This window comes from Microbulbifer variabilis (assembly GCF_023716485.1).
GTDB lineage: Bacteria > Pseudomonadota > Gammaproteobacteria > Pseudomonadales > Cellvibrionaceae > Microbulbifer > Microbulbifer variabilis_B.
The window spans coordinates 3,301,086-3,323,175 of sequence record NZ_CP092418.1 but is presented as its reverse complement, the minus strand read 5'-3'; the positions used below and the strand labels follow the sequence as shown (position 1 = coordinate 3,323,175).

The following is a 22,090-nucleotide window of genomic DNA, read 5'->3' as shown; positions in this document are numbered from 1 at the left end:
AGGAGCTGCTCTTCTAGGGTATAGGTTTGGCAGTCATGCTTACTGAGAGATCTCCAGTGGGGCTTTAGCGAAGTGGATTTATTTATCCCGGTTTATGCCGTGCAAAATATATGAAAATCTGTAAGTGTTTCCAGTGTTGGAAGGCATTTAGGCGTCCGTGCAGAATCCCTGATTCAATTGGGTAAATGCAATCTGTCTCGAAAAATGCTCCAAGTTATTTATGAGAAGATTTTAATTTATGATGATATCGGTGATTTTCTCCTTTAGGCTAAAAGATACCACTCGTTCTGAGATGATCATATGTTATATGGGTGCTATTTTTATTCTGCTCTAAGCAGGGTGTGGTCGAATTTTTTTCGGCTATTAGGCAGGGGGAAGGTGGCTAATAGTGTGCAGAATGCACTCCGCTGGCGAGTTTAATAAGATCCCTTGTGGGTGAATAGCGATGGCTATTAAAAATAATACCTTTTTGTTCGCCTGTTCCATTGAATCTATAGGGGTGGTTGTCTTTCGGTTTCTGGTTACAAAACCAGTAAATAGAGTGCTGCTTGAATTGTGGCTGTCTTTAACTTTAAATCGTTAGATTTATTGTTCGACATAATGCCGCTTGTAACTTCCTCTCTGGAAAATCATGAATTAGATTTTACTGTTGCTGATTGTAATATTGGTTCTGGGTTGGTTTTCTTGCTGTATTATGCTCACCAATTCATAACCCCTCTCAAAAGTCCAGAGTAAGGCAATGGCGCAGCATATAGTGGCAATTGTGTAGCGTAGGTTAGACTCCCAGTTTTTCTGTCGACGTCTGGCCAAATAAAGCAGAGGCCAGACTGCTAAAATTATTAAAATTTGACCAGCTTCTACGCCGAGATTAAATGCTAACAAGCTCTGCCAAATATTAGGTGAGTTGATGTTGAGTATTTCGTGTAATACAAAGGAAAATCCTAGTCCATGCAGTAAGCCCAACATCAAGGAAGTCAAAAAAATTGTACGCTCGCTGGATATAGAGGCGATCGATTTTTGTCTCATTGAAAGCCAGGCAATATAGATTATGGAAATGGCAATTCCGGTTTCAATCAGTGGGACAAACCAGACAGTGCTAGGAATAAAACCAAAGAAACCTACGGATAGGGTAATGCTGTGGCCGATAGTGAAGGCCGTGACACGCCAGAATAATAAGGGGAGAGCGAGGGCACCAAGACTAAGACAAAGTACAAAAAGCACATGATCTAGCCCCTGAATAATATGTACCAGACCCTCCTTTAGAAAGGTATTGATGGTATCTATACTAGAATAACGGATTTGAATAGGCTCTCGCATTAGCCCCCTAGAGCGGAAAATCTGGATTTTTCCAGGGTTGTAACTGAGGATTAAATTTGCAGTATTTTCTTGATCGGGAAGCCCTGGATTCAGAGAGCTAAAGAGTTGATATTCTTCCAGCGGTTGCTGAGTAGGGTAATGGATGTGGATATCAATCAGTGTGTCACTGACATGGAGTGAGTGGTTAAGTGCCATCTGTGCAAAGTTATTAGAAAGGGCTCGTTTTGCCTCTGCAAATGTGGCAAAAGCTGGCTCGTTGCCAATAGGATAAAGACGTACTGATTTTACATACCCTTTAAGCTCCTGATTAGCAGAGAGGATATGTGTTGTTGCTGCGGCAATATTGCCCACCGCCTCAGGGTCGATCGTGAATTGTTCGACATCCACATAGTGAACCAGCCGATCATTTTCCAGGCTGTTACGAGTATATGGTACTTGATATGGAATTTTCCCCGAGTAGGGATCAATACCATGTTGCGCCTTATCCGCCAGTAAATAGGAAAGAGGCAGTCTCATATAGAGACTGGCTCCATTGATGGTGTGCTCAATATGTAGAATTCTTATATTTAGGTTTAGTGAAAAGTGGGCCTCAGTGATTTGAGATATTACAGATAGGTGGAGAGCCAGAGCAAAAGAAAGGAGGTTAATTAAATTTGAGATATTTTTTTTCATGGCACTTGGTTACCAATTCTAGTGGCAAGCTTATCGTATAGATAGTGGTGTAAAGGCGGATATCTTCCAATACTTGTCTGATTGGGTTATTTCTATACTTGCACGAGTTTCTCGCGGTAATTGCTCCATATGTCCCCAGCTGTAATCTTCAATCATTGAATGCCACTTCCCAACAATTCTGAAAGTTTTATTTCCGTTCAGGATCATTTGATCTGCGTGCTCAATTTCCAGGTCACGGATAGATCTAATAGAACCCTTATTGCCGCTATTGGTTAGAGGTTGGTAAACTTGTGACAAGTTTGCGACGGTAAAATCAAATTTTTCGCTGCTTACTAGATTGGCAAGCTGGTCGTTTAATTTTTCACTTTGAGGTTCTTCATAGGCAGCGGAAAGGCGATCAAGTATTGTCTCGGTAATTTCTTTTATTTCTTGCTTGTTTATGGTGCCGGGCAGGGGGATGCGCAGTTCACTTGGAAGGGTGTAATAAATGGGTACGGCACAAATAATCACAATGCCGTAAAAGAGTATCGGATGTTTGTTTTTTGTCTCAACCTTTTTGCTTCGCAAGGTGAGAATGAAAAATACTGCAAAGCAGAAGGAGAAAAGCACCGCCATGGGTATGGCCGCTATGGTATTCTCAATGGGGATTGGATCACTATTGGGAGCACGGTAATCATATAAATAATTGCGCCATTGAATGTCGGGAAAGTCCGGCATAACATGTGTTGGGAAAGGACCAGCCGGATCTTGTATGAGTGTGGGAACTGATTTGATAGACTCTGTAAAGAGGTTCCAGTCGATAGTAACACTTTGTGGTAGCTCCTTAACATGATATTTTTCCCGGTAACCGATCAGTAATGAACCTATCTCGATCCGCTCATGCTCTCCTATTGTGGTAAAGCCTGTATCGTTTGCCTTGAGAAAAACTGTTTCCGTGCTGATAGGTTCAACCAGCGTTTGGTTGATGCTAGTGGGATTTTTTTTCTGTAGGAATTTCTCTGTAGTTGCTCTTAACTCTTTTCTTCGCTTGGCTGTAAGGGGCTTCCAGGCATCAAAGGGTTGGTCGGTCCATTGTAATAAATCTCTTGGGCGCAATAAAATTTCGTGGCGAACCTGACGAGGTTCCACGTAGAGGAAAGATCTAAGGGGATAGCGATTGTGCCGATTTATAGCTTGGTTTTCAAAGCGAGTATTCCAAGGATCTCCCCAATCAATTTTCAGCTTTTCTATTTGAGACAAATATTGAAAACTGCTTACTGATGTGTGGCCGTGTTGACTAGTAAATCCTATTGTGGCTAAGACAGCCCCATCGGAATCCAGTGGTGGACGTATTTCCAGATTGCTCAAGCCTTTTATTGGAAACTCGATATCTGCCAACAGTATGGTTTTGTCGGCTGGAAAATTCGGCCTTAGCAGGCCTGTCCTTGGATCTATTCTTCCCGCAAAAGGTGAGTTTCTCGGTTTTCTCTCGGCAATTCTGACAGAGGTTATAGTCGGCTCAATTTTACCCTCTGGGGAGTGCACCTCAATGGCGATCTCTTTTTGTGCAAGAGCAAGTCTAGCTATTTCATAAATACTCTTTGTGGGTGGTATTCCCGGCCAAAACGCGTTCGCATCAGCTGCAGAAACCTCTAGGCTGATGTAAAGATTGTTATTGAGTATCTCTATTTCTGCAATATTTGGTGCAGTCTCCGCACCGGTGAGATTGATATAATCGGCGCAGATAGTGGAGGACAGTGAAGCCGATATAAATAGCCAAATTGTAATTAAGATCTTTCTCATTGGGTTTTCTAATTTTTTGGTTGCGAGTGATCACCGTAGTTGCAGGCGTAACTAGTAAGTGGCGCTGGACTTTTTTGTGAGCTGGATGCTCTCATACGGATATTGAAGTTTTTATTTGACATTTTTTTAATCTTAATATTAATTGCCAAGCACTGTTAAATTGGCGTGGCTGACTTTGCTTTTATCTGATTTAGTTTTTACTTTTAATGGTTTTTATAAGTGCATAATCACCATAAGCTTTAATTTTTCATGGGGATTATTGCTCCTTTACAGCAGCTTAGTAGAAGGAGTTGTTAAAGCGTAGGTATAGAAGTATTGTGGCGTTAAAATCACGCCTGAAGGGTAAGTAGGGCAGTAAATTAGGTTAGTTAATTAGAATCAGGTGGTTGGGCAACTCATCTTTCACAGCACTACAGGGGGCTGCATCTTTTAATAAGTCTCCACATTGGGAAATACAGAGTAACAGTGCTTCCCCAGCCTTACCGCGCTTAATTTCCCGTACAAATTGCTCGATAATAACCTGCCAGTTGTCGTTGGATACATGCTGAGCCAAGCCGCGATCTGCCAGAATTTCTACATAGTGCTCCGCTTCGCAAATAAAAATCAACAGACCCAGTCGATCTTTGGTGCTATGCAGCTCTTGTTCAAGAAATTGACGGCGGGCTAGGTTAGAGGCGCGCCAGTATTTGATCTTTTTGGGTACAAGGCGCATGGTTATCGGCCGCCAGCGAAACAGTACTGCCAGCGCGATAAAGAGAACCCACTGTAGCAGAAAGGCTTGCTGAAAGCTGAGCCACCAGGGTAGGAATTGGAATAGTGGCGATAACAGCAGGGTCAAGAAGGCAGCCCAAAGGGTGGAGATATACAAATAATTATCGGCTTCCCGCGCGACAATAGCTACCAACTCCGCGTCGGTTTGGGTCTCCACTTCTTTGATGGCCTCCGCCACCTGGCGTTGATAGCTATTACTAAGCATTACCATCCTCCCGAAGCACCTCCTCCGCCAAATCCGCCACCTCCTCCACTAAATCCACCGCCTGTACCAGTCCCGGGTAAGCCTCCTCTAGGGTGCCCCGCGCCAAAGCCTCCGCTACCATAGTAGCCGCCAAAGCGACCGCGTTTATAATTACGCCCATGAATTGGTGAGCTGAGGACCGAGCTACCAAACAGATGCAGCATTACCAGTAAGAGAAATAGCCCAACTACAAAGGCCAGGCGTCGGCCCTCCTTGGTCTCGATCGGTTCGGCCACATATTCGTTCTTGGTGGCGGCAATAATTGAGTTCACGCCGGCATTAATTCCACCGGCATAACTTCCTTTCTGGAATTCCGGCAGAACCTTGGTTTGAATAATATTGGCAGATAGCGCATCGGTGAGGGCACCTTCGAGGCCGTAGCCAACCTCAATTCGGAGCTTGCGCTCTTTGGGAGCTATCAAGAAGAGAATCCCATTGTTTTTCTTCTTGTGGCCCAGCTTCCACTCTCTTGCCAGTTGATTGGCGTATTCCTCTATGGTGATACCCTGGAGCTCTGGGAGGGTGGCCACCACCAGTTGGTTACTGCTCTCAGATTCGTATTGCTGAATCAATTCTGTAAGTTTGTATCTCTCTTCGGCGGTTAGTAGCTCAGCTTTATCCACCACCCTCCCGGATAGAGGAGGGAGCTGTACCTCGGCCCATAGAGCCAAAGCCAGTAATGCTGTAATGAGCGTCAACAAGGTCAGAAGGGAGCGTGTCATAAGGGTTTCCCGGCGGCCTACTAGAAATTGACTTCCGGAGCCTTCTCGGCCTCTTCGCTGGTCGCCTGGAAGGTCTCCCTCAAAGACATATCTCGATATAGGAGGGCGTGCCAAATACGACCGGGAAAAGTGCGAATCTCACGGTTGTAGCGCTGCACTGCCTGGATATAATCCCGGCGCGAGACGCTGATGCGGTTTTCGGTGCCTTCTAACTGGGATTGCAAGCTGAGAAAGTTTTGATTGGCCTTGAGGTTGGGGTAGCGCTCGACCACAAGCAGCAGCCGTGACAAGGCGCTGGAGAGTTGTGCCTGTGCGGCTTCGAACTGTTGTAATTTGGCCGGATCGTTGAGTAGGTTGCTGTCCAGCTGAAGTGAGTTCACCTTGGCGCGCGCCTCGGTTACGGCCTGAAGAGTTTCCCGCTCATGCCCGGCATAGGCTTGAACGGTTTTCACCAGGTTAGGCACTAGGTCTGAGCGACGCTGGTACTGGTTTTCCACCTGAGCCCAGGCGGCTTTTACCTGTTCGTCATAGGTGGGGATATTGTTTACGCCGCAGCCACTGATGAGACTTGCCATCAGACACAGCATGGTGCAGCGCCAAATTGGCAGGCTGTTGCCGGTAGCAGAGGTCATGCGGAATATCCTTATTCTTCCGTAAACCAACCAAGAATAGTCCGCCTCAGTTGTAGTGCTGAAGGTGGCGTAGAGATGGAGCCGAAATGGCACTAAAAGCAACAATTTTCAAAGCCAAGGTGCAAATAGCCGATATGGACCGTGACTACTACGCGGAACACCAGCTGACCTTGGCGCGCCACCCTTCAGAAACAGATGAGCGTATGATGGTGCGCTTATTGGCGTTTGCACACAATGCATCCGATTTATTGGAGTTTACCCGAGGCCTCTCATCTGATGAGGAGGCGGATTTATGGCAAAAGAGCCTCAGTGGAGAAATCGACCTATGGATAGAAGTGGGTCTTCCAGCTGAGGAGCGCTTGCGCAAGGCCTGTAACCGTGCCGGGCGGGTTTTGGTATACAGTTACGGGCGTCGTGCCGCACCGATCTGGTGGCAAAAGCTGGAGAATCAGCTCGAACGTTTTGACAACCTTAGAATTTACAATCTCGCTGCGGACACGACTGAGCAATTGGCACAGATGGTTGAGCGCAATATGGATTTCAGTATCACCATTCAAGACGGCCATATTTGGTTGGCCGATAACGATCACAATACGGAGATTACTCCGCAAATCTGGAAATAGGAGCCGAGAATTTAATGCCTTCTTTTGACATTGTATCTGAAGTAGACAAGCACCAGCTGACTAACGCAGTGGATCAGGTAAACCGCACTGTTACCAATCGCTTTGACTTTAAAGGCGTGGATGCGGAAGTGGAGATGAGCGATTTCTCTCTGGTAGTGCGTGCCGAGGTGGATATGCAAGTAGACCAAATGGTGGATATGCTGCGCGGTGCCCTGATTAAGTGTGATATCGATCCGCTGGCGATGGATGTAGGTGAAAAAGAGCAGTCTGGTAAGCTGGTTAAAGTGGGAGTGACCCTAAAGAATGGCCTGGACAAAGAATTGTCAAAAAAAATCGTTAAGCTGATCAAAGATGAAAAGCTCAAGGTGCAAGCGGCTATTCAGGGTGAACAGGTGCGGGTTACCGGGAAAAAGCGCGATGATCTGCAACAGGTAATTGCCTTACTTCGTGGTAAGGAACTGGAGCAGCCACTGCAATTTAATAACTTCCGCGATTAAATGGTTACACAGTGATCAAAAATTATCTCTCTGGCATTGCTATCGTGCTGTTCTCCCCCTTGCTGGCGGCAGTGGAGATTTCTCCCGCCAAGCTGCAAGCCGGCTATTGGGTGGATAATAGCGAAGGTCTGGATATTTCTGGCCTAAGCTTTTGTGCTGGCAAGTTGCTGGCAGTTTCCGATAAGAATTCTGGAGAGGTTTACTCATTAGAGCTCAGCGAAGGTTCCGCCGATCTGGTGTCCTTTTTGCGTTTGAGTGGTCTAGGAGTGCCGGAACGTGACGAGCCGGTTAATGTCTGGGAGAGCTTTAAAGCGTTTTTCCGCCCCGCAGAAGATCTGGACTTTGAGGGCGTTAGTTGTGATGAGAATCAGATCTTTCTGGTCAGTGAGCATTACAATCGCATTGCCGTGGTGGACCCAGAGGGGAATGCACGCTGGCAAGAGCATATCTGGTCGGGTGAAGCCAAATCTCAAGGTTTCTTACAAAAGAGCAACGCTTCCAGTGAGGGCCTGGTAAAAGCTGGCGATACTTTCTGGGTGGCGATGGAGCGTGAGCCAAGGGGCCTGTTGAAGCTGGATTCAGATGGAGAAGCCAGCGCATTCACTTTGCCACAGGTAGAGGGTTTAAATTTTGCTGATCGCTCTGAGGATTTAGCCGGCCTGGACTTCTTTAACGGCGCCCTCTATACCTTGGAGCGCAATGCGCACGCAGTTTGTCGCAGAGTATTGCCCAGTCTACGGGCGGAGTGGTGTCTGGATTATCGCTCGCTTGAAGAGTCTCCAGAGCGTGTTTATGAGGAAGCCCACTATGGAAAAGGTGAGGGATTGGCTGTGGGCGAGAAGGGCATTTTTGTAGTGCTGGACAATAATAATGTTGGCCGTGCGCAAGAGCCTGAAGATAAGCGCGCGTTACTGCTACACCTTGCAATGCCGGAAATGGCAAATTAATTGCGGCTCTGTTGACACTATGCCGATACATTTCGGCGTCACGTTTATTGCGCTCGGCGTCGAACTCTTTTCATTTCCACTCCTTTTATTTGCCAACTTTTGGCTTGAGTTTAGTCTGCCTCCTAAATTGGGTATCGTATTATCCTCCTTGTAGCGCAAAAATTGTCGATGGGTATTATGGTGGCTATGCTATTTCCTAGTGATTAGCGATCTAGAGTATGTTGGCAGCGGCTTCATGGAGAGAGACTTTTCCATTTCTCTGAAAGGTAAACGGTGAATTAAATGCGCCAAATCACTAATTACCCTTTTGGTTTATTCATTTCTCGATGGATTGAAAAAATCGTGATCAAGCGAATTTTATTTTTCTTTATCAGTTTGTTGGTGCCTTCAGCGATGGCTGCTGACATTATTCCCGCTAAAAAAGTACAGCATTATTGGGTAAATGCCAGTGCAGGGTTGAGCCTCTCTGGTTTAAGTTTTTGTGATGGCAGACTTGTTACTATCTCAGATAAAAAGTCAGAGAAAGTTTATCAGATCGTTTTAAAGGGTGTTCACGCCAAGCTGGAACCCTTTGTCACGCTCTCTGGTTTGAGTGTTCCAAAGAAAGATCGGCCGACAAACGTATGGTACTTTTTATTGGATCTCACCCGGCCGGCAGCGGCAATGGATTTTGAAGCCATCAGCTGTGTAGATAATAATTTGTATTTGTTGAGCGAACGCTACAACCGCATTGCCGAAGTTGATATGCAGGGGCAGGGACGTTGGCTGGAAAATATGTGGTCGACCACAGCTAAGGCTCAGGGCTATATGCAGGGGTACAACCTCTCAGGCGTAGGCTTACAGAAAGTTGGCGATGATTTTTGGATGGTGCTAGAGCGCGATCCCCGTGCTTTAGTTAAGCTTGGCCCTAAGGGGGGAGTGCAAATTTTTACACCGCCGGCTGTAGAGGGGCTTAATTTTCGCGGGCAATCAGAAAACCTGGCGGGTTTGTCCTATTATGATGGCGCGCTGTTTACTCTGGAGCCCAATGCGTCTGCGGTATGTCGGAGAGAATTACCTAGCTTGAAGGCGCAGTGGTGCTTGGATTATTGGGAGCAAGAGAACTCCTCTGAATTGGGCTATGAAGTATCCCGCACTGGGGGCAAAGGCGATGGGCTGGCAGTGGGTGATACGGGCATTTATATAGTGTTTGACAACGACAATATCAGCCGTATACATGACCCTCAAGATCGTAGGGCGCTTCTGTTACATCTAGCCTATCCCGAAGGGGCGCAATAGGTGGTCGTCGAGAAGTTACCAACCTTATTGGAGGAGATACGCGCTTGTCGCCTATGTGAGGAGCACCTGCCACTGGGAGCCAATCCGGTGCTGCGAGCGGCAGAATCTGCTCGTTTGTTGATCATTGGTCAGGCGCCGGGAACTAAGGTTCATGCCACCAGTATCCCATGGAATGACCCCTCTGGTGATCGTCTGCGCGAGTGGCTGTCGATCGATAGGGATATCTTTTACGATGAATCCCAGATTGCCATTATTCCCATGGGCTTCTGTTATCCGGGGCGAGGTAAAGGAGGTGATTTGCCACCGCGCTCGGAGTGTGCTGTCACCTGGCATAAGCGCTTGCTGCCACAGCTACCTCACTTGCAACTCACGCTGTTGGTGGGACAATACGCCCAGCGACACTACCTGCCGCATTGGTATGGCAATATTACAGAGAATGTGCGCCATTACCGCGATGCCCTGCCCGCAGGGTATTTCCCTTTGCCCCACCCGAGCCCGCGCAACACACTTTGGCTGCGGCGAAGACCTTGGTTTGAAGAGGCTGTGGTGCCCGAGTTGCAAAAGTACGTAAAAAAGATTCTGAAGGTTTGATAATGCCGGTTCCGGAAAAAGTTAAGATTCACCCCTCCTGGTACGATGTATTGAGCGAGGAGTTCAAGAAGCCTTATATGGCGGAATTACGTCAGTTTCTGCGGGGAGAAAAAGAGGCTGGTAAGCGCATCTATCCACCCGGTGGGCAGATCTTTAACGCTTTCAACTCCACCCCATTTGATCAGGTGAAAGTGGTGATTTTGGGGCAGGACCCCTATCACGGGATAGGCCAGGCGCACGGTTTATGCTTTTCTGTGATGCCCGGCGTACGAATCCCGCCATCGTTACAAAATATTTACAAAGAATTGCACTCTGATATGGGGATACTTCCAGCGCACCACGGCTGCCTACAACCCTGGGCAGAACAAGGAGTGCTGCTACTCAATGCCACCCTCACTGTAGAGGACAGTAAAGCTGGTGCCCATCAGGGGCGCGGTTGGGAGCAGTTTACCGATGCCGCTATCCATAAGCTGGCGGAGCAGCGTGAAGGCCTAGTGTTTATACTCTGGGGTAGTTACGCACAGAAGAAAGGCGGTTTTATTGACCGCAATAAGCACTTGGTACTACGCGCCCCTCATCCATCCCCTCTCTCAGCGCACCGCGGTTTTTTTGGCACTAAGCCGTTCTCTCAAGCTAACCATTGGTTGCAGCAGCGGGGTGAAAAGCCCATTGAATGGGCCCTGCCAGAAGAAAATCAGTTAAAAAGAGTTGCTGTAGAAGTCTAATAGCTGCCCCCCTTCGATAAAAATCAATTTTAAAAATAAAAACCCAGCTTACGATGGTTAAATGTAGGCTGGGCGTATTAGGTCAATTAATCTGAGCAATATTTATAAGTGTTTAAGGTTATTCCTAGTAAAGTCTTGGTGCTGGTGTATTTAAGTGCCTGAAAGGTTCTCTCGCACCGGTGGGTGTTTTCTGCTTTTTTACAAGCTGTCTATAATGGTTCTAGTTCAAAATTCCACGGTTGTTTGATTGGATCTTATGAGGGGTTAATCCCTTTTACAGGGCTAGTGCCGTTTGATTTTTTTTGCGACACCTGACTACTTTATTGGGGGAAGTACAAGTGCTGCTATTGTTGACCGATTTAGCCGATTCTATTCTAGAACTCCTTTCTGCTCCATTTGTAGAGGCCTTTCTTACTGCAACTTTTATTGGCTCTGGGGCAGTTTTAAAGAAAAAATTTGATGCAAAAGATTATAAGGCTCTGTGGGATAAATTCTTTGGTGATTCTGACTCTGACATTCACGTGGTGCTTCCTTTGATAAAGCAAAGAACACTGTTTTCCGAGATTACTAGAACACAAAGTCGAATTCCTGATAATGTGTTGTTTATGCCCTACGATGAGTCTCTTGGAATACAGTTGTTAAAGGATCGGATTGAGAGGGTGTATCCGAAAAGAAAAGTGATTTTTCATGATTCTCATAATTTTGTAGATGATCACAAGACCTTTATCTGTGTCGGTGGGCCCGCTATAAATGTTGTGAGCCGTGATTTATTGCTAACTAGAAAAATAGATGAAAAGTTCAAAATGGATTTTTTAGGCCGCTATGCGATTGATGAGATTGATGATAGTGTTTATAAGTCGAGTGTTTTGGGAGATTCAATTACAGAAGATTATGGGTTTATATTTTTTTCGAAAAACCCCTACCATAAAGACAGTTTTATATGCTTGGTTTTTGGGATATGGTCACATGGGACTTATTCGGCAATTCAAGCTTTGTGCGGCAAAGGGACGCATCTGCCAGAGTTGGCTGAAAGCCTCAAGTTAAACAAGTCTCTGTTTGCTGTCACAAAGTCTACCGTAAGGGGGATGGTAACAGGGTTTCCTTCTGTGGAAAAAGTGAGAAGAATAGAGTCTTCCTGTCAAATCTAAGAGCTTGGTATTTAGTTGATTTCGATGCTTGTTGTTAGAAGAGTAGGCTTTCTGGGTGTTTTCCTGAGAGGCTCTAAATGCAAAGAATTTTGCCTATTGGGATTATGATTTTGGGCGGAGCCCTTTGAGGGCTTTGTTGTTGTGATGTTATTTGAGATAAGGTTAAAAATTCAGCCCAAATACTCTTAGGGAATACTCTGGTGGCGATACAGGTGAGGGGCGATTGATGGTTGACCGTATAGGATTCCCTTCATGCCGCTAGATACTCCAATTAAATAAATTTTTTTCCTCTTTAAGAAAGTCTAACAATGCAGCGAGTTTCTTGGGTTTATTGAGTCCCTGGCGGTAAACGGCATGAATGTCCATTGGTGGAACATGCCAGTCTGGAAGAATATTAACGAGTGAGCCTTTGCCTAACTCTTCCATAATATTGTTGATTGGTAATTGCGCAATTCCCAGCCCATTGACTGCCGCATTTTTCAGGGCTGAAATATTAGCACAAAAGAAATTCCCATTAACGGGTAAAGTCATTGTCGATTGTTTAGAGGTTAGCGCCCACTCGGTATCTCCAGGGTTAAATTGAAATCTCAGGCAGTTATGGCTTATTAGGTCGCTGGGCTGCTGTGGTTTTCCCTGTGTGGTGAGATATTCAGGGCTGGCTACGAGAATTCGCGTTGAACTGCCAAGCTTTCTGGAAATCAGTCGCTCATCATGTATGTCGCCAACACGAAACGCGAGGTCAATGCCTTGGGAGAAGAGGTCTTCAAAGTCGTAAGTGAGGTTTAGGGAGACGGTAATTTTTGGCCAGCGCTTCAAAAAAGTGGGTAAAACTCTCTTGGAGAGAAATTCACCCAGGGCTGGCGGGGCTGAGATTCGCAATAAGCCTTGGACCTGCTGATCCATTACCAGCACATCATTTTGCATGGTTTTAAAGTCTTCTATCAAATGCAGAGCCCGGTCATAGGCAATAGCCCCCACTTCTGTCAGTGCAACACGCCGGGTGGTACGATCCAATAGTTTGGCTTTCAGGTGGGACTCCAGTCTTGAAACCTCCTTACTAACCGTTGACTTAGGGAGTTCTAGCTGATCTGCAGCCAGCGATAGGTTTAATGTCCTACAGACATGGACAAAAACAGATAAAGTTCTAAGGCTGATTGTTTCCAATTCGCGAACATTCATTTTCTTTTTATACAATTGTTTCTATTTTTTCGAATAATAGAATGCTCCTGTGTTTGAAGCAACCTAACTCACAGGAGATTTACCATGTCTAACGATCGAATTGCATTGATCACCGGTTCAAATCGAGGAATTGGTCTTGAGGCTGCCAAGCAGCTTTCTAACCAGGGAGTCAAAGTAATCCTGTCTGGTCGAGATAAAGCGAAATTAGAGGCCGTTCAAGCTACTTGGAATGGTGAGGTGGCACCAATTGATATTATTGAGCTGGATATTACCAAAGCTGAAGATAGGGCACGAGCTGCTCAAAAGATTGCGGAGCAATATGGTCGGCTGGATATTCTGGTGAATAATGCCGGTGTTATCGTTGAGGGGGAGTGGGGCCAGAACAATAGTGAAACAGTTTCGCAGGAGGATCTGAACACCACTTTTAGCATTAACGTATTCGCTCAAATTGGTCTAACGCAAGATCTTCTGCCAGTGCTAAAGAAGAGTAAAGCTGGCCGTATCGTGAATGTGAGTAGTATTCTGGGTTCTTTAGCTGTGAATGCTGACCAGAACTCTAGTTGGAGTGCAGTGAAGCCCTTCGCCTACAATGCGTCAAAGGCTGCGCTTAATATGTTTACAGTTTCTTTGAGCCAAAGTCTTGCAGATACTGGTATTAAGGTAAACAGCGCACACCCAGGTTGGGTTAAAACCGATTTGGGTACCAGCGCGGCGCCAATGGATGTGACCGAAGGGGCGAGAACTGTTGTGGAGCTTGCCTTGATTGATAGTGACGGTCCTAACGGTCAATTTATTCACCTTGGTGAAGAACAGCCCTGGTAAATAGTTGAAGTTACAGCTGGGTAGTTTTCAGGGACCCCGTATCTATTGTTTGAAAAATAGGTATGGGGTCTTCGGTTATTTGAGTGACTGTTGATTTTACTGTGAAGCAGGTTTCTTGAGGTCTTGGATTTACTAAAAAATAATTTTTCATGAATTATCCAGAGGCTTTCCTGTGTGGTTAACGGCGTCTCCTTGCACGCTCGATATGAGGCCGGCTGGCTTCTTTCTTTTCAACGGACTTCCATAAAGGCCGCATTAAGAGCCTGGCAAAGGCAAAGCCGACAAAAAACAAATTACATATGTAAGCAAGAAAATACGGCCCAAACTCTCTTTCAAAAACTATCCCGGCTGCATTTAGAGTGCTTATGATGACAATGGAAGAAGCTATGCCAAAAAGTCCGTAGTAGGTGAATTTCATTATGGGGGAGACAAACTTGAAATGTCTTTTCTTCCACAGGTAAGCAATAAACCCCATGGTGGCTATTCCCATGAGGCTGCTGCTGATAGACCAGACATGCTTAGCCTCGACATGAAAATTTAAAAGCGTAAGTGAAAAAGCGGAGAGTAAGGCGCTACACAAGCTGATATAGACAATCATGGCGAGAGAGACGACATGCCCTCTGGAGATACTTTCCATTTTTCTTGACTGAAAAGTTGCAACCATAGCTGCAAAACCTGCCAGGATAATGGAGACTTCGATAATATGTAGCAGTTGTTCAATTTGTCCCGGCAGTGTATCCATCTTCCGCTGGCGCCCTGGGCAGAGATGTTATGTTGTGAGGGGGTTATCGGTGTGTAAAGGATAGTTTATGTTTTTTAGTGGCTTGCAGACTTTATAGGGTTTCATTCGTTTCTGTTGCATGCCGAAATTTTCTATTGAGGGCTCTTGGTAAGGTAGGTACTTCTCGGTGGATGAAGTACGTTTGGTTGTTTAGGGCAATTTATATGCCCTTGAGAGTCGGGTGTGATTCTTATCTGTTTTGGTCGGGCTACCTTGTACCGGCTTGACTCTTTCTTGCATGTTGTTGTTCGTTTTCTATTACTACTGCCCAAAGAGGTCGCATAAGCAGTCTAGTGAAGGCATAACCAACAATAAACAAATTAAAAACAAATGATAGGAAGTAGGGTCCATATTCTCTGTTAAAGCCAAGTCCAAAGGCATTTAAGAGGTTGATAATTACCATGCACCCAGCGCCTCCAAAGAGCGCAAAGTAAATAATTTTCGATATTTTGGAAACTGTCCTAAGGCGCTTTTTTATCCATAAATAAGTAATAGAGAAAGCGGTAGCCAAACTCATGGCAAAGCTGCTTGCAGACCATAAGGTTTGATCACTAATGCCAAAGTTTGCAAGTATGAGGGTGAAAGCGGCGAGGAGAGCATTAACTAGACTGATATAAATTATCATGGCGAGGGAGACAATTCTTCCCTTGGTGATCCTCCTGGTTTTTTTTGGCTGAAGGGTGCCTACGATTGCCGCGAAACCTGCCAGTACAACACAGGATTCAAGAGTAACGATAATCTGGCTCATTTCTTTCAGTGGAGTCATCCCTTTGCCTGTGTAAGTTTTGGGTATAGCACAATAAGATTAGCGGAAAAAAGGCAAATTATTTTTGTGGAAATAGCTGTAATTATTTTGGTGTAAAAGTTACATGTCGTATTAGAAAAGCGCTTATTAATTAGTGGCCTGAATGTGAAAGCGGCGATGGGGGATATTACTTTGTGAGTATTTTGCCAAATATCTGAGTGGATTGTCAGGTCTATGGAGGCAATGGTTGTAAACATTGCCTAAAGACCGAATGGGAAGGTATTTCCCGCTTGAGACCGGTATGAACTGTATGCCGGTCTATCTGCCAAAAGTGAATCAGCCGGTTAATTACCCTTATGCTAAGGGGTCGGCATCAGCATCGTAGGGTAAATCCTGAATCTCCAGGGTGCGGCCATCTTTCAACTTTAAGGTTTCGCCGGCGGCAATTTTGGCGATTGTTAGTACGGCGAGCAATTCTATGCCTTCTTCGCTGTGGCAGGCTTCAACCAGATTGCCGATGCTTTGTTGTCCGTCGGCAAAAATTTCCAGTCCACTGGCTGGAAGATCACCACCCTCACATTTTGCACGGTATAGGCGACGCTTGGCGGCGCCACGGAACTGCATGCGGGCAACAACTTCCTGGCCGGTATAACATCCCTTTTTAAAGCTCACACCGCCAAGAAGGTGCAGGTTAGTCATCTGTGGGATAAACATCTCAGAAGTGGTGGCATCAACCTGGGGGATGCCGGCTTCGATCTGCCCCTTTTGCCACTGGTCGTAGCCTGTGGCTTCACTATGGGGAGAGAGTTTTTGCCAGAGTTGTTGTGTTTTATCGCTGGGGCTAAGCAGAGCCAATTGGAACTCATTGACCGATTGGGCGATACAGCGCTCGCCACTGAAATTGAAAGTCACTACCTGGCCTGGAGAAGGGGCCTCGAAGCCCAGTAGTTGTGCCGCCCGCTCCGCAACACCCTCTCCCTGTAGGCCTAGCCAATGGGAGTTATCGCTGATGTCGCTAAGTTCCGCCTTGAAAAATACGGCGTACTTCGCCAGCGCCTGCTGGGCGATTGGGGCGAGACTGCGGGGTAGGCGGAGTATAAATTCGCTCTGGGAGAGCTTTAGGGCACTAAAGGCACTGATCATGCGTCCCTTGGGGTTGCAGTGAGCACCCAGTATGCTGTGCCCGTCGGGTAGATTTATAAGGTCGCAAGTGAGCTGGCCTTGCAGAAACTTCTGACTATCGGGGCCTACTACTGAAACGGCGCCCACGGGGCCGAGGTCGATAAGATGTAAGCCCTGGCGGTCATCATTGCTGGTAAGGGGGAAGTGGGCTCTGCCGCCTTCCCAAATGGCGCCTTCGCTACTGAGAAAATCCTGCCACTGTTGCTGGTCCATAGTGTTGCCACCTCCGGTTGTCTTGGTGGCATTAATTGGGGATTACAGCGCCCCTTTTCAAGTTTGCTCAGCTAGCAGGTATACTGCGCACTTTAATCTGGTTGGAAATGAAGTATGGATCGCAACCGCCTGTTTTGGGCCAGCCGCCGCGGCATGTTGGAGTTAGATCTGGTGCTGCTGCCGTTTCTGGACAATATCTACGAGACCCTGGAGCCCGAAGATCAACAGCGTTATGTGCGACTGATGGACGAGCAGGACCAGGATCTGTTTGCCTGGTTCATGCGCCGTGAAGATCCGGCCGACCCGGAGCTATTGCGCATAGTACAGATCATCCGTGACAACACCGGTTTACAGCAGTAGACCGCCGCCTCAAATTTTTGAGCGCAGCGCACGCTTGAGCTGCGTGGTTGCGCGATCGCCTCTCCTTCTTCTCTTTTTATTACTTGCCACAGGGCAGGCGGTAATGCTGTTGTGGTTGAGTGACTTCCCTTCCTGGCTTTTCTGGTCGGCAGTGCTGCTTGTGTGCCTCTATGCCTTTGTCGAAAAGCGTCGTCTGGAGCGGATGAGCGGAATCTTATCAACCCGAGACCGTCGCTGGTTTTGGCGTACTGAAAGTGGAGTGGAACGAGAATTTGAGTTTTGTGGTGAGCTGGTAGTGTGGCAGTGGTTGCTGGTAATCCGTGGGCGTGATCAGATGGGCGCCTCTCTTTGCTTGGTTTTGGCGCGGGACGCGCTCAATCGGGACGACTGGCGCAGATTGCAGGTGGCTTTGCGCTATTCGCGCTAGGGCGGGCTCTGCCCACCCATACCCCTGTGTTCAGATAAATTGCCTTTGATTGGCGTAGTTTTCCGGTACCAGCACCGTATCCATGGCCAGCTCTCTGAGATCTGGGTAATCGAGAGAGTAGTGCAGGCCCCGACTCTCGCGGCGGTCCAGAGCCGAGCGGATGATCAAATCGGAAACCAAGGCCAGGTTGCGTAGTTCCACTAGATCATTCGTGATGCGGTAATTGGCATAAAACTCGCGAATTTCCCGCTGCAGGAGTTTTACTCTGTGCTGAGCGCGCAGAAGGCGCTTGCGGGTGCGCACGATTCCCACGTAGTCCCACATAAAGCGCCGCAGCTCATCCCAGTTGTGGGATATCACAACGTCTTCATCGGAGTCCGTAACTCGCGAGGCGTCCCACTCCGGCGCCTTGCGCGGTGCTTGCACCGAGTCAAGATGTTCGTCGATGTGTAAGGCCGCAGAACGGGCGTATACCAGGCATTCCAATAGGGAGTTACTAGCCAGGCGATTGGCGCCATGAAGGCCGGTAAAAGTGGTTTCCCCGATGGCATAGAGTTGGTCCAGGTCGGTGCAACCGTGTTTATCTACCATAATTCCACCGCAGGTATAGTGGGCGGCAGGCACCACCGGGATGGGCTCTTTGGTGATATCTATGCCATATTTCAGGCAGTTGCTATACACGGTGGGGAAGTGCTCACGTACAAAGGTGGAATCTTTGTGGGAGATATCCAAATAGAGGCAGTCGGCACCAAGGCGTTTCATTTCATGGTCAATGGCACGGGCGACGATGTCCCTGGGTGCTAGTTCACCGCGCTTATCAAAGCGTTCCATAAAACGGCTGCCATCGGGCAGTTTCAACTGTGCTCCCTCGCCGCGTAGGGCCTCTGTAACCAGCAGGGCTTTAGCCTTGGGGTGGTAGAGGCAGGTGGGGTGGAATTGGTTGAATTCCATATTGGCCACCCGGCAGCCGGCGCGCCAAGCCATGGCAATGCCGTCGCCGCTGGCACCATCTGGATTACTGGTATACAGATAGGCCTTGCTGGCACCACCGGTGGCGAGGATCACCGCCTTGGCCTGCAATAGCTCGACTTCTTCAGTATTTTTATTCAGCACATAGGCGCCAGCACAGCGAAAACGCCCTTTCTCGGGGTCCGGTTGGCGTATTAAATCAATAGCGACGTGATGCTCAAAGCAGTCAATATTGGGGCTGTTGAGTACTTTCACCAGCAAGGTGCTATGTACGGCTTTGCCTGTGGCGTCGGCGCTGTGAATGATACGGCGATGGCTGTGCCCACCTTCTTTTGTCAGGTGGTAGTCCTCGCCCTCGCGGGTGAAACTCACGCCTTGGTCAATCAGCCAGCGAATGGCTGCGGTGCTCTCTTCTACCGTGAAGCGGACAGACGATGGGTGGCAGAGTCCGGCACCCGCGTCTAATGTGTCTGCAATATGTGACTCCACCGAATCCATATCGTCTAACACTGCCGCGATGCCCCCCTGGGCGAACCAGGTGGAACCGTCCTGCAGACGCTGCTTGGAAAGCAAGGCTACGCGGTATTTGGCGGAGAGATGCAGGGCCAGGGTGAGACCAGCGGCGCCGCTGCCGATGACGAGAACGTCGTAGTTTACCGGGGCATTCATAGATTTCATTTATCTTTATGGGTCGCGTAGTATAGCGCCTCCTGATTATTCGTCGATTTGACGTGGAACTTATGTCCTATTGTCAGTGTCTTCAACACAGTAAAAGAAACGCCTGCGCCGGCAGCCCCTCATTAAATCGTTGTGGTGCCCGCAGTGTGGCTGGATATGGGAGTTGGGGATGACAGCGCATCAGGCGTCAACGAGTGACCGTGAGCTGGTGGAGCGGGTTCAAAAGGGAGATAAACGCGCTTTTGACCTGTTAGTACTCAAGTATCAACACAAAATTGTTGCTGTGGTCAGCAGATTTATCAAGGACCACAGTGAGGTACAGGATGTCACTCAGGAGGCTTTTATTAAGGCCTATAGGGCGCTCGCCAATTTCCGTGGCGACAGCGCTTTTTACACATGGATGTACCGGATTGCGATTAATACCGCTAAAAATCATTTGGTTTCCCGTAGCCGCAGACCCCCGTCTTCCGATGTGGATCTTGAGGATGCCGAGTTCTACTCCGGCGCCGATCTGTTGCGGGATAACGAAACACCTGAGAACCAGATGTTTCGTGACCAGCTTGAATCTGCGGTGCATCGCGCCATTCGCGCACTGCCAGAGGATCTGCGTTCAGCGGTTACGCTGAGAGAGCTTGAGGGACTGAGCTATGAGGAGATCGCCGAGGTGATGGGATGCCCGGTAGGCACAGTGCGTTCGAGAATTTTTCGTGCACGGGAAGCTATTGACCGGACAGTCCAGGCCGTGATGGCCGGTGAGCCGGAAACACTGGGTGACCGGGGTTAAAATTGCGGAAAATTTTCCCAACTGGGGAAACCAACCGCCGAGAGCCCGGTCTTATCTCATACCAACTATGGTGCGTGTGGGCACCGAATAAATGATTGCACAAGAGGGTTAACCCCTATGTCCCACGGGAATCATCAGGAACGTCTCAACGAGTCGCTCTCGGCGCTTATGGATGGCGAAGTCAGCGAGTTGGAGTTGCAGCGGCTGTTAAAAGCCTCTTCGGCTTCTGAAGAGTTGGGTGAGCGCTGGTCACGCTACCAACTTGCGGCGAGTGTAATGCGCCGCGAACAGGTTGCCCCTGTGAACAGCAGTCTCGCTGCGAACATCTCTGCGGCAATTGATCTCGAAGAGCCCTTGTCGCAAACGGGGAGTGGTGGTGCCGTGGCGGCCAATGGGTTGATCAATAACCGTTGGTGGCGTCCGCTTTCACGCGGTGCGGTAGCGGCCACTGTAGCATTTGCTGCAATTCTTGGGGTTCAACAGATTACCGATACACAGCAGAGCCCAGTGCAGGGCCAGGGTGTGGAATTGATGGCGGAGGTTGAGCGCCCGGCACAGCCGGTAGTGCAATCTGCCCCGCAGCCGTCCGGTTTTTATGTGCCGGCACCATCTACTCGCTCAGTGAGCACAGCCACTCCGAGCTTTGTACCCGAGCAGCGCGGTGTGGTTGGCCAGCAGGTGATTCAGCAGGTGCCTACGCCGGAGCTGATGCGCCATCTGAACCGCGTAATGATGCAACACTCAGAACAGGCCGCGCATGTCGGCAGCCAGGGCATGGTGCCTTTTGCCCGCGCGACCTACGGCGAACAAGTTGGTATGTAGCGTGACGAAAGCCGTTTTCAGGGGGAGTCTTATCCGTATTGGAATTCGCAGGGCCAGTAACCTCTTACTGGCCACCTCACTGCTGGCGCCACTGGCGATCGCTCAGGAGACAGCCAGCACCGATAATGCTATCCAACCCAGTGCGCCGAGTATCGTAAACCTCGATATGGCCAGCACCCAGGCGGCAGCTTCTGCTGCTGAGGTGACAAACCCGAGCAGTGAACAGGATGCCCTGACTACCGCCAACTCGGAGCCTCCGGCTGTCGACCCCACAGTGCTCTCTGCAGAAGCTCTGGCCAGTCCTGGTGCTGTGTCGGTAGCGGTTGCCGGTAATGAGGTAGAGCAGTGGCTGGCCAAGCTTGCCAAGGCGGTTGCCGAGCTGGAATACAGCGGGCTGGTCACCTTTGAGCACGCCGGCATGCTTGAAACCCTGCAGGTGGTACACGCGGTCCGCGACGGAGAACAGGTAGAGCGTGTGCGCTACCTCAGTGGCGAGCCGCGAGAATTGATTAGCCACGGTAGCAGCAGCAATTGTGACTACGGTGTTTCGCCCAGTGCTCGGGCTACCCTATGGAATGCGGTGGGACAGCAGCAAGTTCAGCGCGCCTACCAGTTTATTTTGCGTGGCGAGGAGCGTATTGCCGATCGCGATGCAGTAGTTATCGAGGCCAGGCCGCGGGATCGCTACCGGCTCGGGCTGGTGGTCAGCTTAGACCGGGAAACCGGCCTGCCCCTTAAAACTATGTTGGTGAGCACCCAGGGCCGAGTGTTGGAGCGCTACCAGTTTGTACAGCTAGACTTGTCGCCGGTAGAGGATGGTGCTCTGGAGGCGGTCTCCAATAATGCGCGACGGGTTGATAATCGAACTAGCTGCGAATCCTCCCAGAGTCGCTGGCAAGTACGCTGGCTGCCGGAAGGTTTCAAGGTGGTATCGGTAAAACCCCTTTCCGATGGCGATATGATGGTCTTTAGTGATGGGCTAGGCGTATTTACCGTGTTTGTGCAACGCCTTGGACCTGAGCTAAAGGATTTTAAAGGCCGAGCCATACGCGGTGCGACAGTGGCCTATATGGACCGAATGGAAGTCAATGGCGTCGCTTATACCGTTACTGTCGTTGGGGAAATCCCCGATGCCACGGCGCGCAGAGTAGCCAGTTCTATTGCTGAAAAAGGCTGAGT

General features: G+C 48.5%; 23 protein-coding genes. 13 read left to right on the top strand and 10 right to left on the bottom strand.

Features of this window, described 5'->3' with window-relative positions; genetic code table 11:
* Positions 1–636: 636 nt before the first annotated feature.
* From MJO52_RS14750 to MJO52_RS14730, 5 genes are all read right to left on the bottom strand, one after another.
* A complete protein-coding gene (locus MJO52_RS14750; protein WP_252082610.1) occupies positions 637–1,989 on the bottom strand; it encodes a HupE/UreJ family protein in 1,353 nt (450 codons plus the stop codon).
* A gap of 30 nt (positions 1,990–2,019) precedes the next feature.
* Positions 2,020–3,771: a hypothetical protein gene (locus MJO52_RS14745; protein WP_252082608.1), complete on the bottom strand. Its 1,752-nt coding sequence runs from the start codon at positions 3,769–3,771 to the stop codon at positions 2,020–2,022.
* A gap of 364 nt (positions 3,772–4,135) precedes the next feature.
* The gene (locus tag MJO52_RS14740; protein ID WP_252082606.1) at positions 4,136–4,747 is read right to left on the bottom strand and encodes a TPM domain-containing protein; all 612 of its coding nucleotides are present in this window, start codon (positions 4,745–4,747) and stop codon (positions 4,136–4,138) included.
* Positions 4,747–5,508: a TPM domain-containing protein gene (locus MJO52_RS14735; RefSeq protein WP_252082604.1), complete on the bottom strand. Its 762-nt coding sequence runs from the start codon at positions 5,506–5,508 to the stop codon at positions 4,747–4,749. The genes MJO52_RS14740 and MJO52_RS14735 overlap by 1 nt, the downstream gene beginning before the upstream one ends.
* A gap of 20 nt (positions 5,509–5,528) precedes the next feature.
* Complete coding sequence (locus MJO52_RS14730; RefSeq protein ID WP_252082602.1) at positions 5,529–6,140, bottom strand: LemA family protein; 612 nt, start codon at positions 6,138–6,140, stop codon at positions 5,529–5,531.
* Positions 6,141–6,226: 86 nt separating this feature from the next.
* Here MJO52_RS14730 and MJO52_RS14725 point away from each other — a divergent pair, with 86 nt between their 5' ends.
* From MJO52_RS14725 to MJO52_RS14695, 7 genes are all read left to right on the top strand, one after another.
* The gene (locus tag MJO52_RS14725) at positions 6,227–6,763 is read left to right on the top strand and encodes a YaeQ family protein (RefSeq protein ID WP_252082600.1); all 537 of its coding nucleotides are present in this window, start codon (positions 6,227–6,229) and stop codon (positions 6,761–6,763) included.
* Between the two features lie 14 nt (positions 6,764–6,777).
* The gene (locus MJO52_RS14720) at positions 6,778–7,260 is read left to right on the top strand and encodes a YajQ family cyclic di-GMP-binding protein (RefSeq protein ID WP_252082598.1); all 483 of its coding nucleotides are present in this window, start codon (positions 6,778–6,780) and stop codon (positions 7,258–7,260) included.
* An 11-nt stretch (positions 7,261–7,271) separates the two neighbouring features.
* On the top strand, positions 7,272–8,207 hold the full coding sequence (locus MJO52_RS14715; RefSeq protein WP_252082597.1) for an esterase-like activity of phytase family protein: 936 nt from the start codon (positions 7,272–7,274) through the stop codon (positions 8,205–8,207).
* Positions 8,208–8,549: 342 nt separating this feature from the next.
* On the top strand, positions 8,550–9,485 hold the full coding sequence (locus MJO52_RS14710; RefSeq protein ID WP_252082596.1) for an SdiA-regulated domain-containing protein: 936 nt from the start codon (positions 8,550–8,552) through the stop codon (positions 9,483–9,485).
* On the top strand, positions 9,486–10,076 hold the full coding sequence (locus MJO52_RS14705; protein WP_252082594.1) for a uracil-DNA glycosylase family protein: 591 nt from the start codon (positions 9,486–9,488) through the stop codon (positions 10,074–10,076).
* Positions 10,077–10,078: 2 nt separating this feature from the next.
* Positions 10,079–10,801: a uracil-DNA glycosylase gene (ung, locus tag MJO52_RS14700; RefSeq protein ID WP_252082592.1), complete on the top strand. Its 723-nt coding sequence runs from the start codon at positions 10,079–10,081 to the stop codon at positions 10,799–10,801.
* Positions 10,802–11,139: 338 nt separating this feature from the next.
* Positions 11,140–11,949, top strand: a complete 810-nt coding sequence (locus MJO52_RS14695) for a hypothetical protein (protein ID WP_252082590.1) — start codon at positions 11,140–11,142, stop codon at positions 11,947–11,949.
* A 258-nt stretch (positions 11,950–12,207) separates the two neighbouring features.
* On the opposite strand, the gene MJO52_RS14690 is transcribed toward MJO52_RS14695, so the two are convergent.
* Entirely contained in the window at positions 12,208–13,128 is a 921-nt protein-coding gene (locus MJO52_RS14690) for a LysR family transcriptional regulator (protein ID WP_252082588.1), read from the bottom strand.
* 84 nt (positions 13,129–13,212) lie between these two features.
* On the opposite strand from MJO52_RS14690, the gene MJO52_RS14685 reads away from it, so the two are divergent.
* Positions 13,213–13,950, top strand: coding sequence for an SDR family oxidoreductase (locus tag MJO52_RS14685; RefSeq protein ID WP_252082584.1), 738 nt, complete (start codon positions 13,213–13,215; stop codon positions 13,948–13,950).
* Between the two features lie 178 nt (positions 13,951–14,128).
* On the opposite strand, the gene MJO52_RS14680 is transcribed toward MJO52_RS14685, so the two are convergent.
* The 3 genes from MJO52_RS14680 to ygfZ form a co-directional block, all read right to left on the bottom strand.
* Positions 14,129–14,692 (bottom strand): hypothetical protein, encoded by a 564-nt coding sequence (locus tag MJO52_RS14680; protein WP_252082583.1) that lies wholly within the window; start codon positions 14,690–14,692, stop codon positions 14,129–14,131.
* Positions 14,693–14,939: 247 nt separating this feature from the next.
* The gene (locus MJO52_RS14675; protein WP_252082581.1) at positions 14,940–15,497 is read right to left on the bottom strand and encodes a hypothetical protein; all 558 of its coding nucleotides are present in this window, start codon (positions 15,495–15,497) and stop codon (positions 14,940–14,942) included.
* Between the two features lie 333 nt (positions 15,498–15,830).
* Positions 15,831–16,871 (bottom strand): CAF17-like 4Fe-4S cluster assembly/insertion protein YgfZ, encoded by a 1,041-nt coding sequence (ygfZ, locus tag MJO52_RS14670; protein ID WP_252082579.1) that lies wholly within the window; start codon positions 16,869–16,871, stop codon positions 15,831–15,833.
* A 114-nt stretch (positions 16,872–16,985) separates the two neighbouring features.
* On the opposite strand from ygfZ, the gene MJO52_RS14665 reads away from it, so the two are divergent.
* A complete protein-coding gene (locus MJO52_RS14665; RefSeq protein ID WP_252082577.1) occupies positions 16,986–17,231 on the top strand; it encodes a succinate dehydrogenase assembly factor 2 in 246 nt (81 codons plus the stop codon).
* Positions 17,206–17,658 carry a protein YgfX gene (locus tag MJO52_RS14660; RefSeq protein WP_353505438.1) on the top strand — a complete coding sequence of 151 codons (453 nt, stop codon included), beginning with the start codon at positions 17,206–17,208 and terminating at the stop codon, positions 17,656–17,658. Before MJO52_RS14665 ends, MJO52_RS14660 begins: the two co-directional genes overlap by 26 nt.
* A 30-nt stretch (positions 17,659–17,688) precedes the next feature.
* On the opposite strand, the gene nadB is transcribed toward MJO52_RS14660, so the two are convergent.
* Entirely contained in the window at positions 17,689–19,296 is a 1,608-nt protein-coding gene (gene nadB, locus MJO52_RS14655) for an L-aspartate oxidase (protein ID WP_252082573.1), read from the bottom strand.
* A gap of 178 nt (positions 19,297–19,474) precedes the next feature.
* On the opposite strand from nadB, the gene rpoE reads away from it, so the two are divergent.
* From rpoE to MJO52_RS14640, 3 genes are all read left to right on the top strand, one after another.
* Complete coding sequence (rpoE, locus tag MJO52_RS14650; protein ID WP_226647383.1) at positions 19,475–20,089, top strand: RNA polymerase sigma factor RpoE; 615 nt, start codon at positions 19,475–19,477, stop codon at positions 20,087–20,089.
* Between the two features lie 117 nt (positions 20,090–20,206).
* Positions 20,207–20,911, top strand: a complete 705-nt coding sequence (locus MJO52_RS14645) for a sigma-E factor negative regulatory protein (protein WP_252082571.1) — start codon at positions 20,207–20,209, stop codon at positions 20,909–20,911.
* 1 nt (position 20,912) lies between these two features.
* On the top strand, positions 20,913–22,088 hold the full coding sequence (locus MJO52_RS14640) for a MucB/RseB C-terminal domain-containing protein (protein WP_252082569.1): 1,176 nt from the start codon (positions 20,913–20,915) through the stop codon (positions 22,086–22,088).
* Positions 22,089–22,090: the final 2 nt, after the last annotated feature.

Bases quoted from the DNA above. Each gene is read 5' to 3' on its own strand.
- MJO52_RS14725 (WP_252082600.1), top strand. From the start codon at position 6,227: ATGGCACTAAAAGCAACAATTTTCAAAGCCAAGGTGCAAATAGCCGAT.
- MJO52_RS14665 (WP_252082577.1), top strand. From the start codon at position 16,986: ATGGATCGCAACCGCCTGTTTTGGGCCAGCCGCCGCGGCATGTTGGAG.
- MJO52_RS14680 (WP_252082583.1), bottom strand. From the start codon at position 14,692: ATGGATACACTGCCGGGACAAATTGAACAACTGCTACATATTATCGAA.
- MJO52_RS14685 (WP_252082584.1), top strand. From the start codon at position 13,213: ATGTCTAACGATCGAATTGCATTGATCACCGGTTCAAATCGAGGAATT.
- MJO52_RS14750 (WP_252082610.1), bottom strand. From the start codon at position 1,989: ATGAAAAAAAATATCTCAAATTTAATTAACCTCCTTTCTTTTGCTCTG.
- ung (WP_252082592.1), top strand. From the start codon at position 10,079: ATGCCGGTTCCGGAAAAAGTTAAGATTCACCCCTCCTGGTACGATGTA.
- rpoE (WP_226647383.1), top strand. From the start codon at position 19,475: ATGACAGCGCATCAGGCGTCAACGAGTGACCGTGAGCTGGTGGAGCGG.
- MJO52_RS14735 (WP_252082604.1), bottom strand. From the start codon at position 5,508: ATGACACGCTCCCTTCTGACCTTGTTGACGCTCATTACAGCATTACTG.
- ygfZ (WP_252082579.1), bottom strand. From the start codon at position 16,871: ATGGACCAGCAACAGTGGCAGGATTTTCTCAGTAGCGAAGGCGCCATT.
- MJO52_RS14690 (WP_252082588.1), bottom strand. From the start codon at position 13,128: ATGAATGTTCGCGAATTGGAAACAATCAGCCTTAGAACTTTATCTGTT.
- MJO52_RS14730 (WP_252082602.1), bottom strand. From the start codon at position 6,140: ATGACCTCTGCTACCGGCAACAGCCTGCCAATTTGGCGCTGCACCATG.
- MJO52_RS14740 (WP_252082606.1), bottom strand. From the start codon at position 4,747: ATGCTTAGTAATAGCTATCAACGCCAGGTGGCGGAGGCCATCAAAGAA.
- MJO52_RS14645 (WP_252082571.1), top strand. From the start codon at position 20,207: ATGTCCCACGGGAATCATCAGGAACGTCTCAACGAGTCGCTCTCGGCG.
- MJO52_RS14720 (WP_252082598.1), top strand. From the start codon at position 6,778: ATGCCTTCTTTTGACATTGTATCTGAAGTAGACAAGCACCAGCTGACT.
- MJO52_RS14745 (WP_252082608.1), bottom strand. From the start codon at position 3,771: ATGAGAAAGATCTTAATTACAATTTGGCTATTTATATCGGCTTCACTG.
- nadB (WP_252082573.1), bottom strand. From the start codon at position 19,296: ATGAATGCCCCGGTAAACTACGACGTTCTCGTCATCGGCAGCGGCGCC.
- MJO52_RS14675 (WP_252082581.1), bottom strand. From the start codon at position 15,497: ATGACTCCACTGAAAGAAATGAGCCAGATTATCGTTACTCTTGAATCC.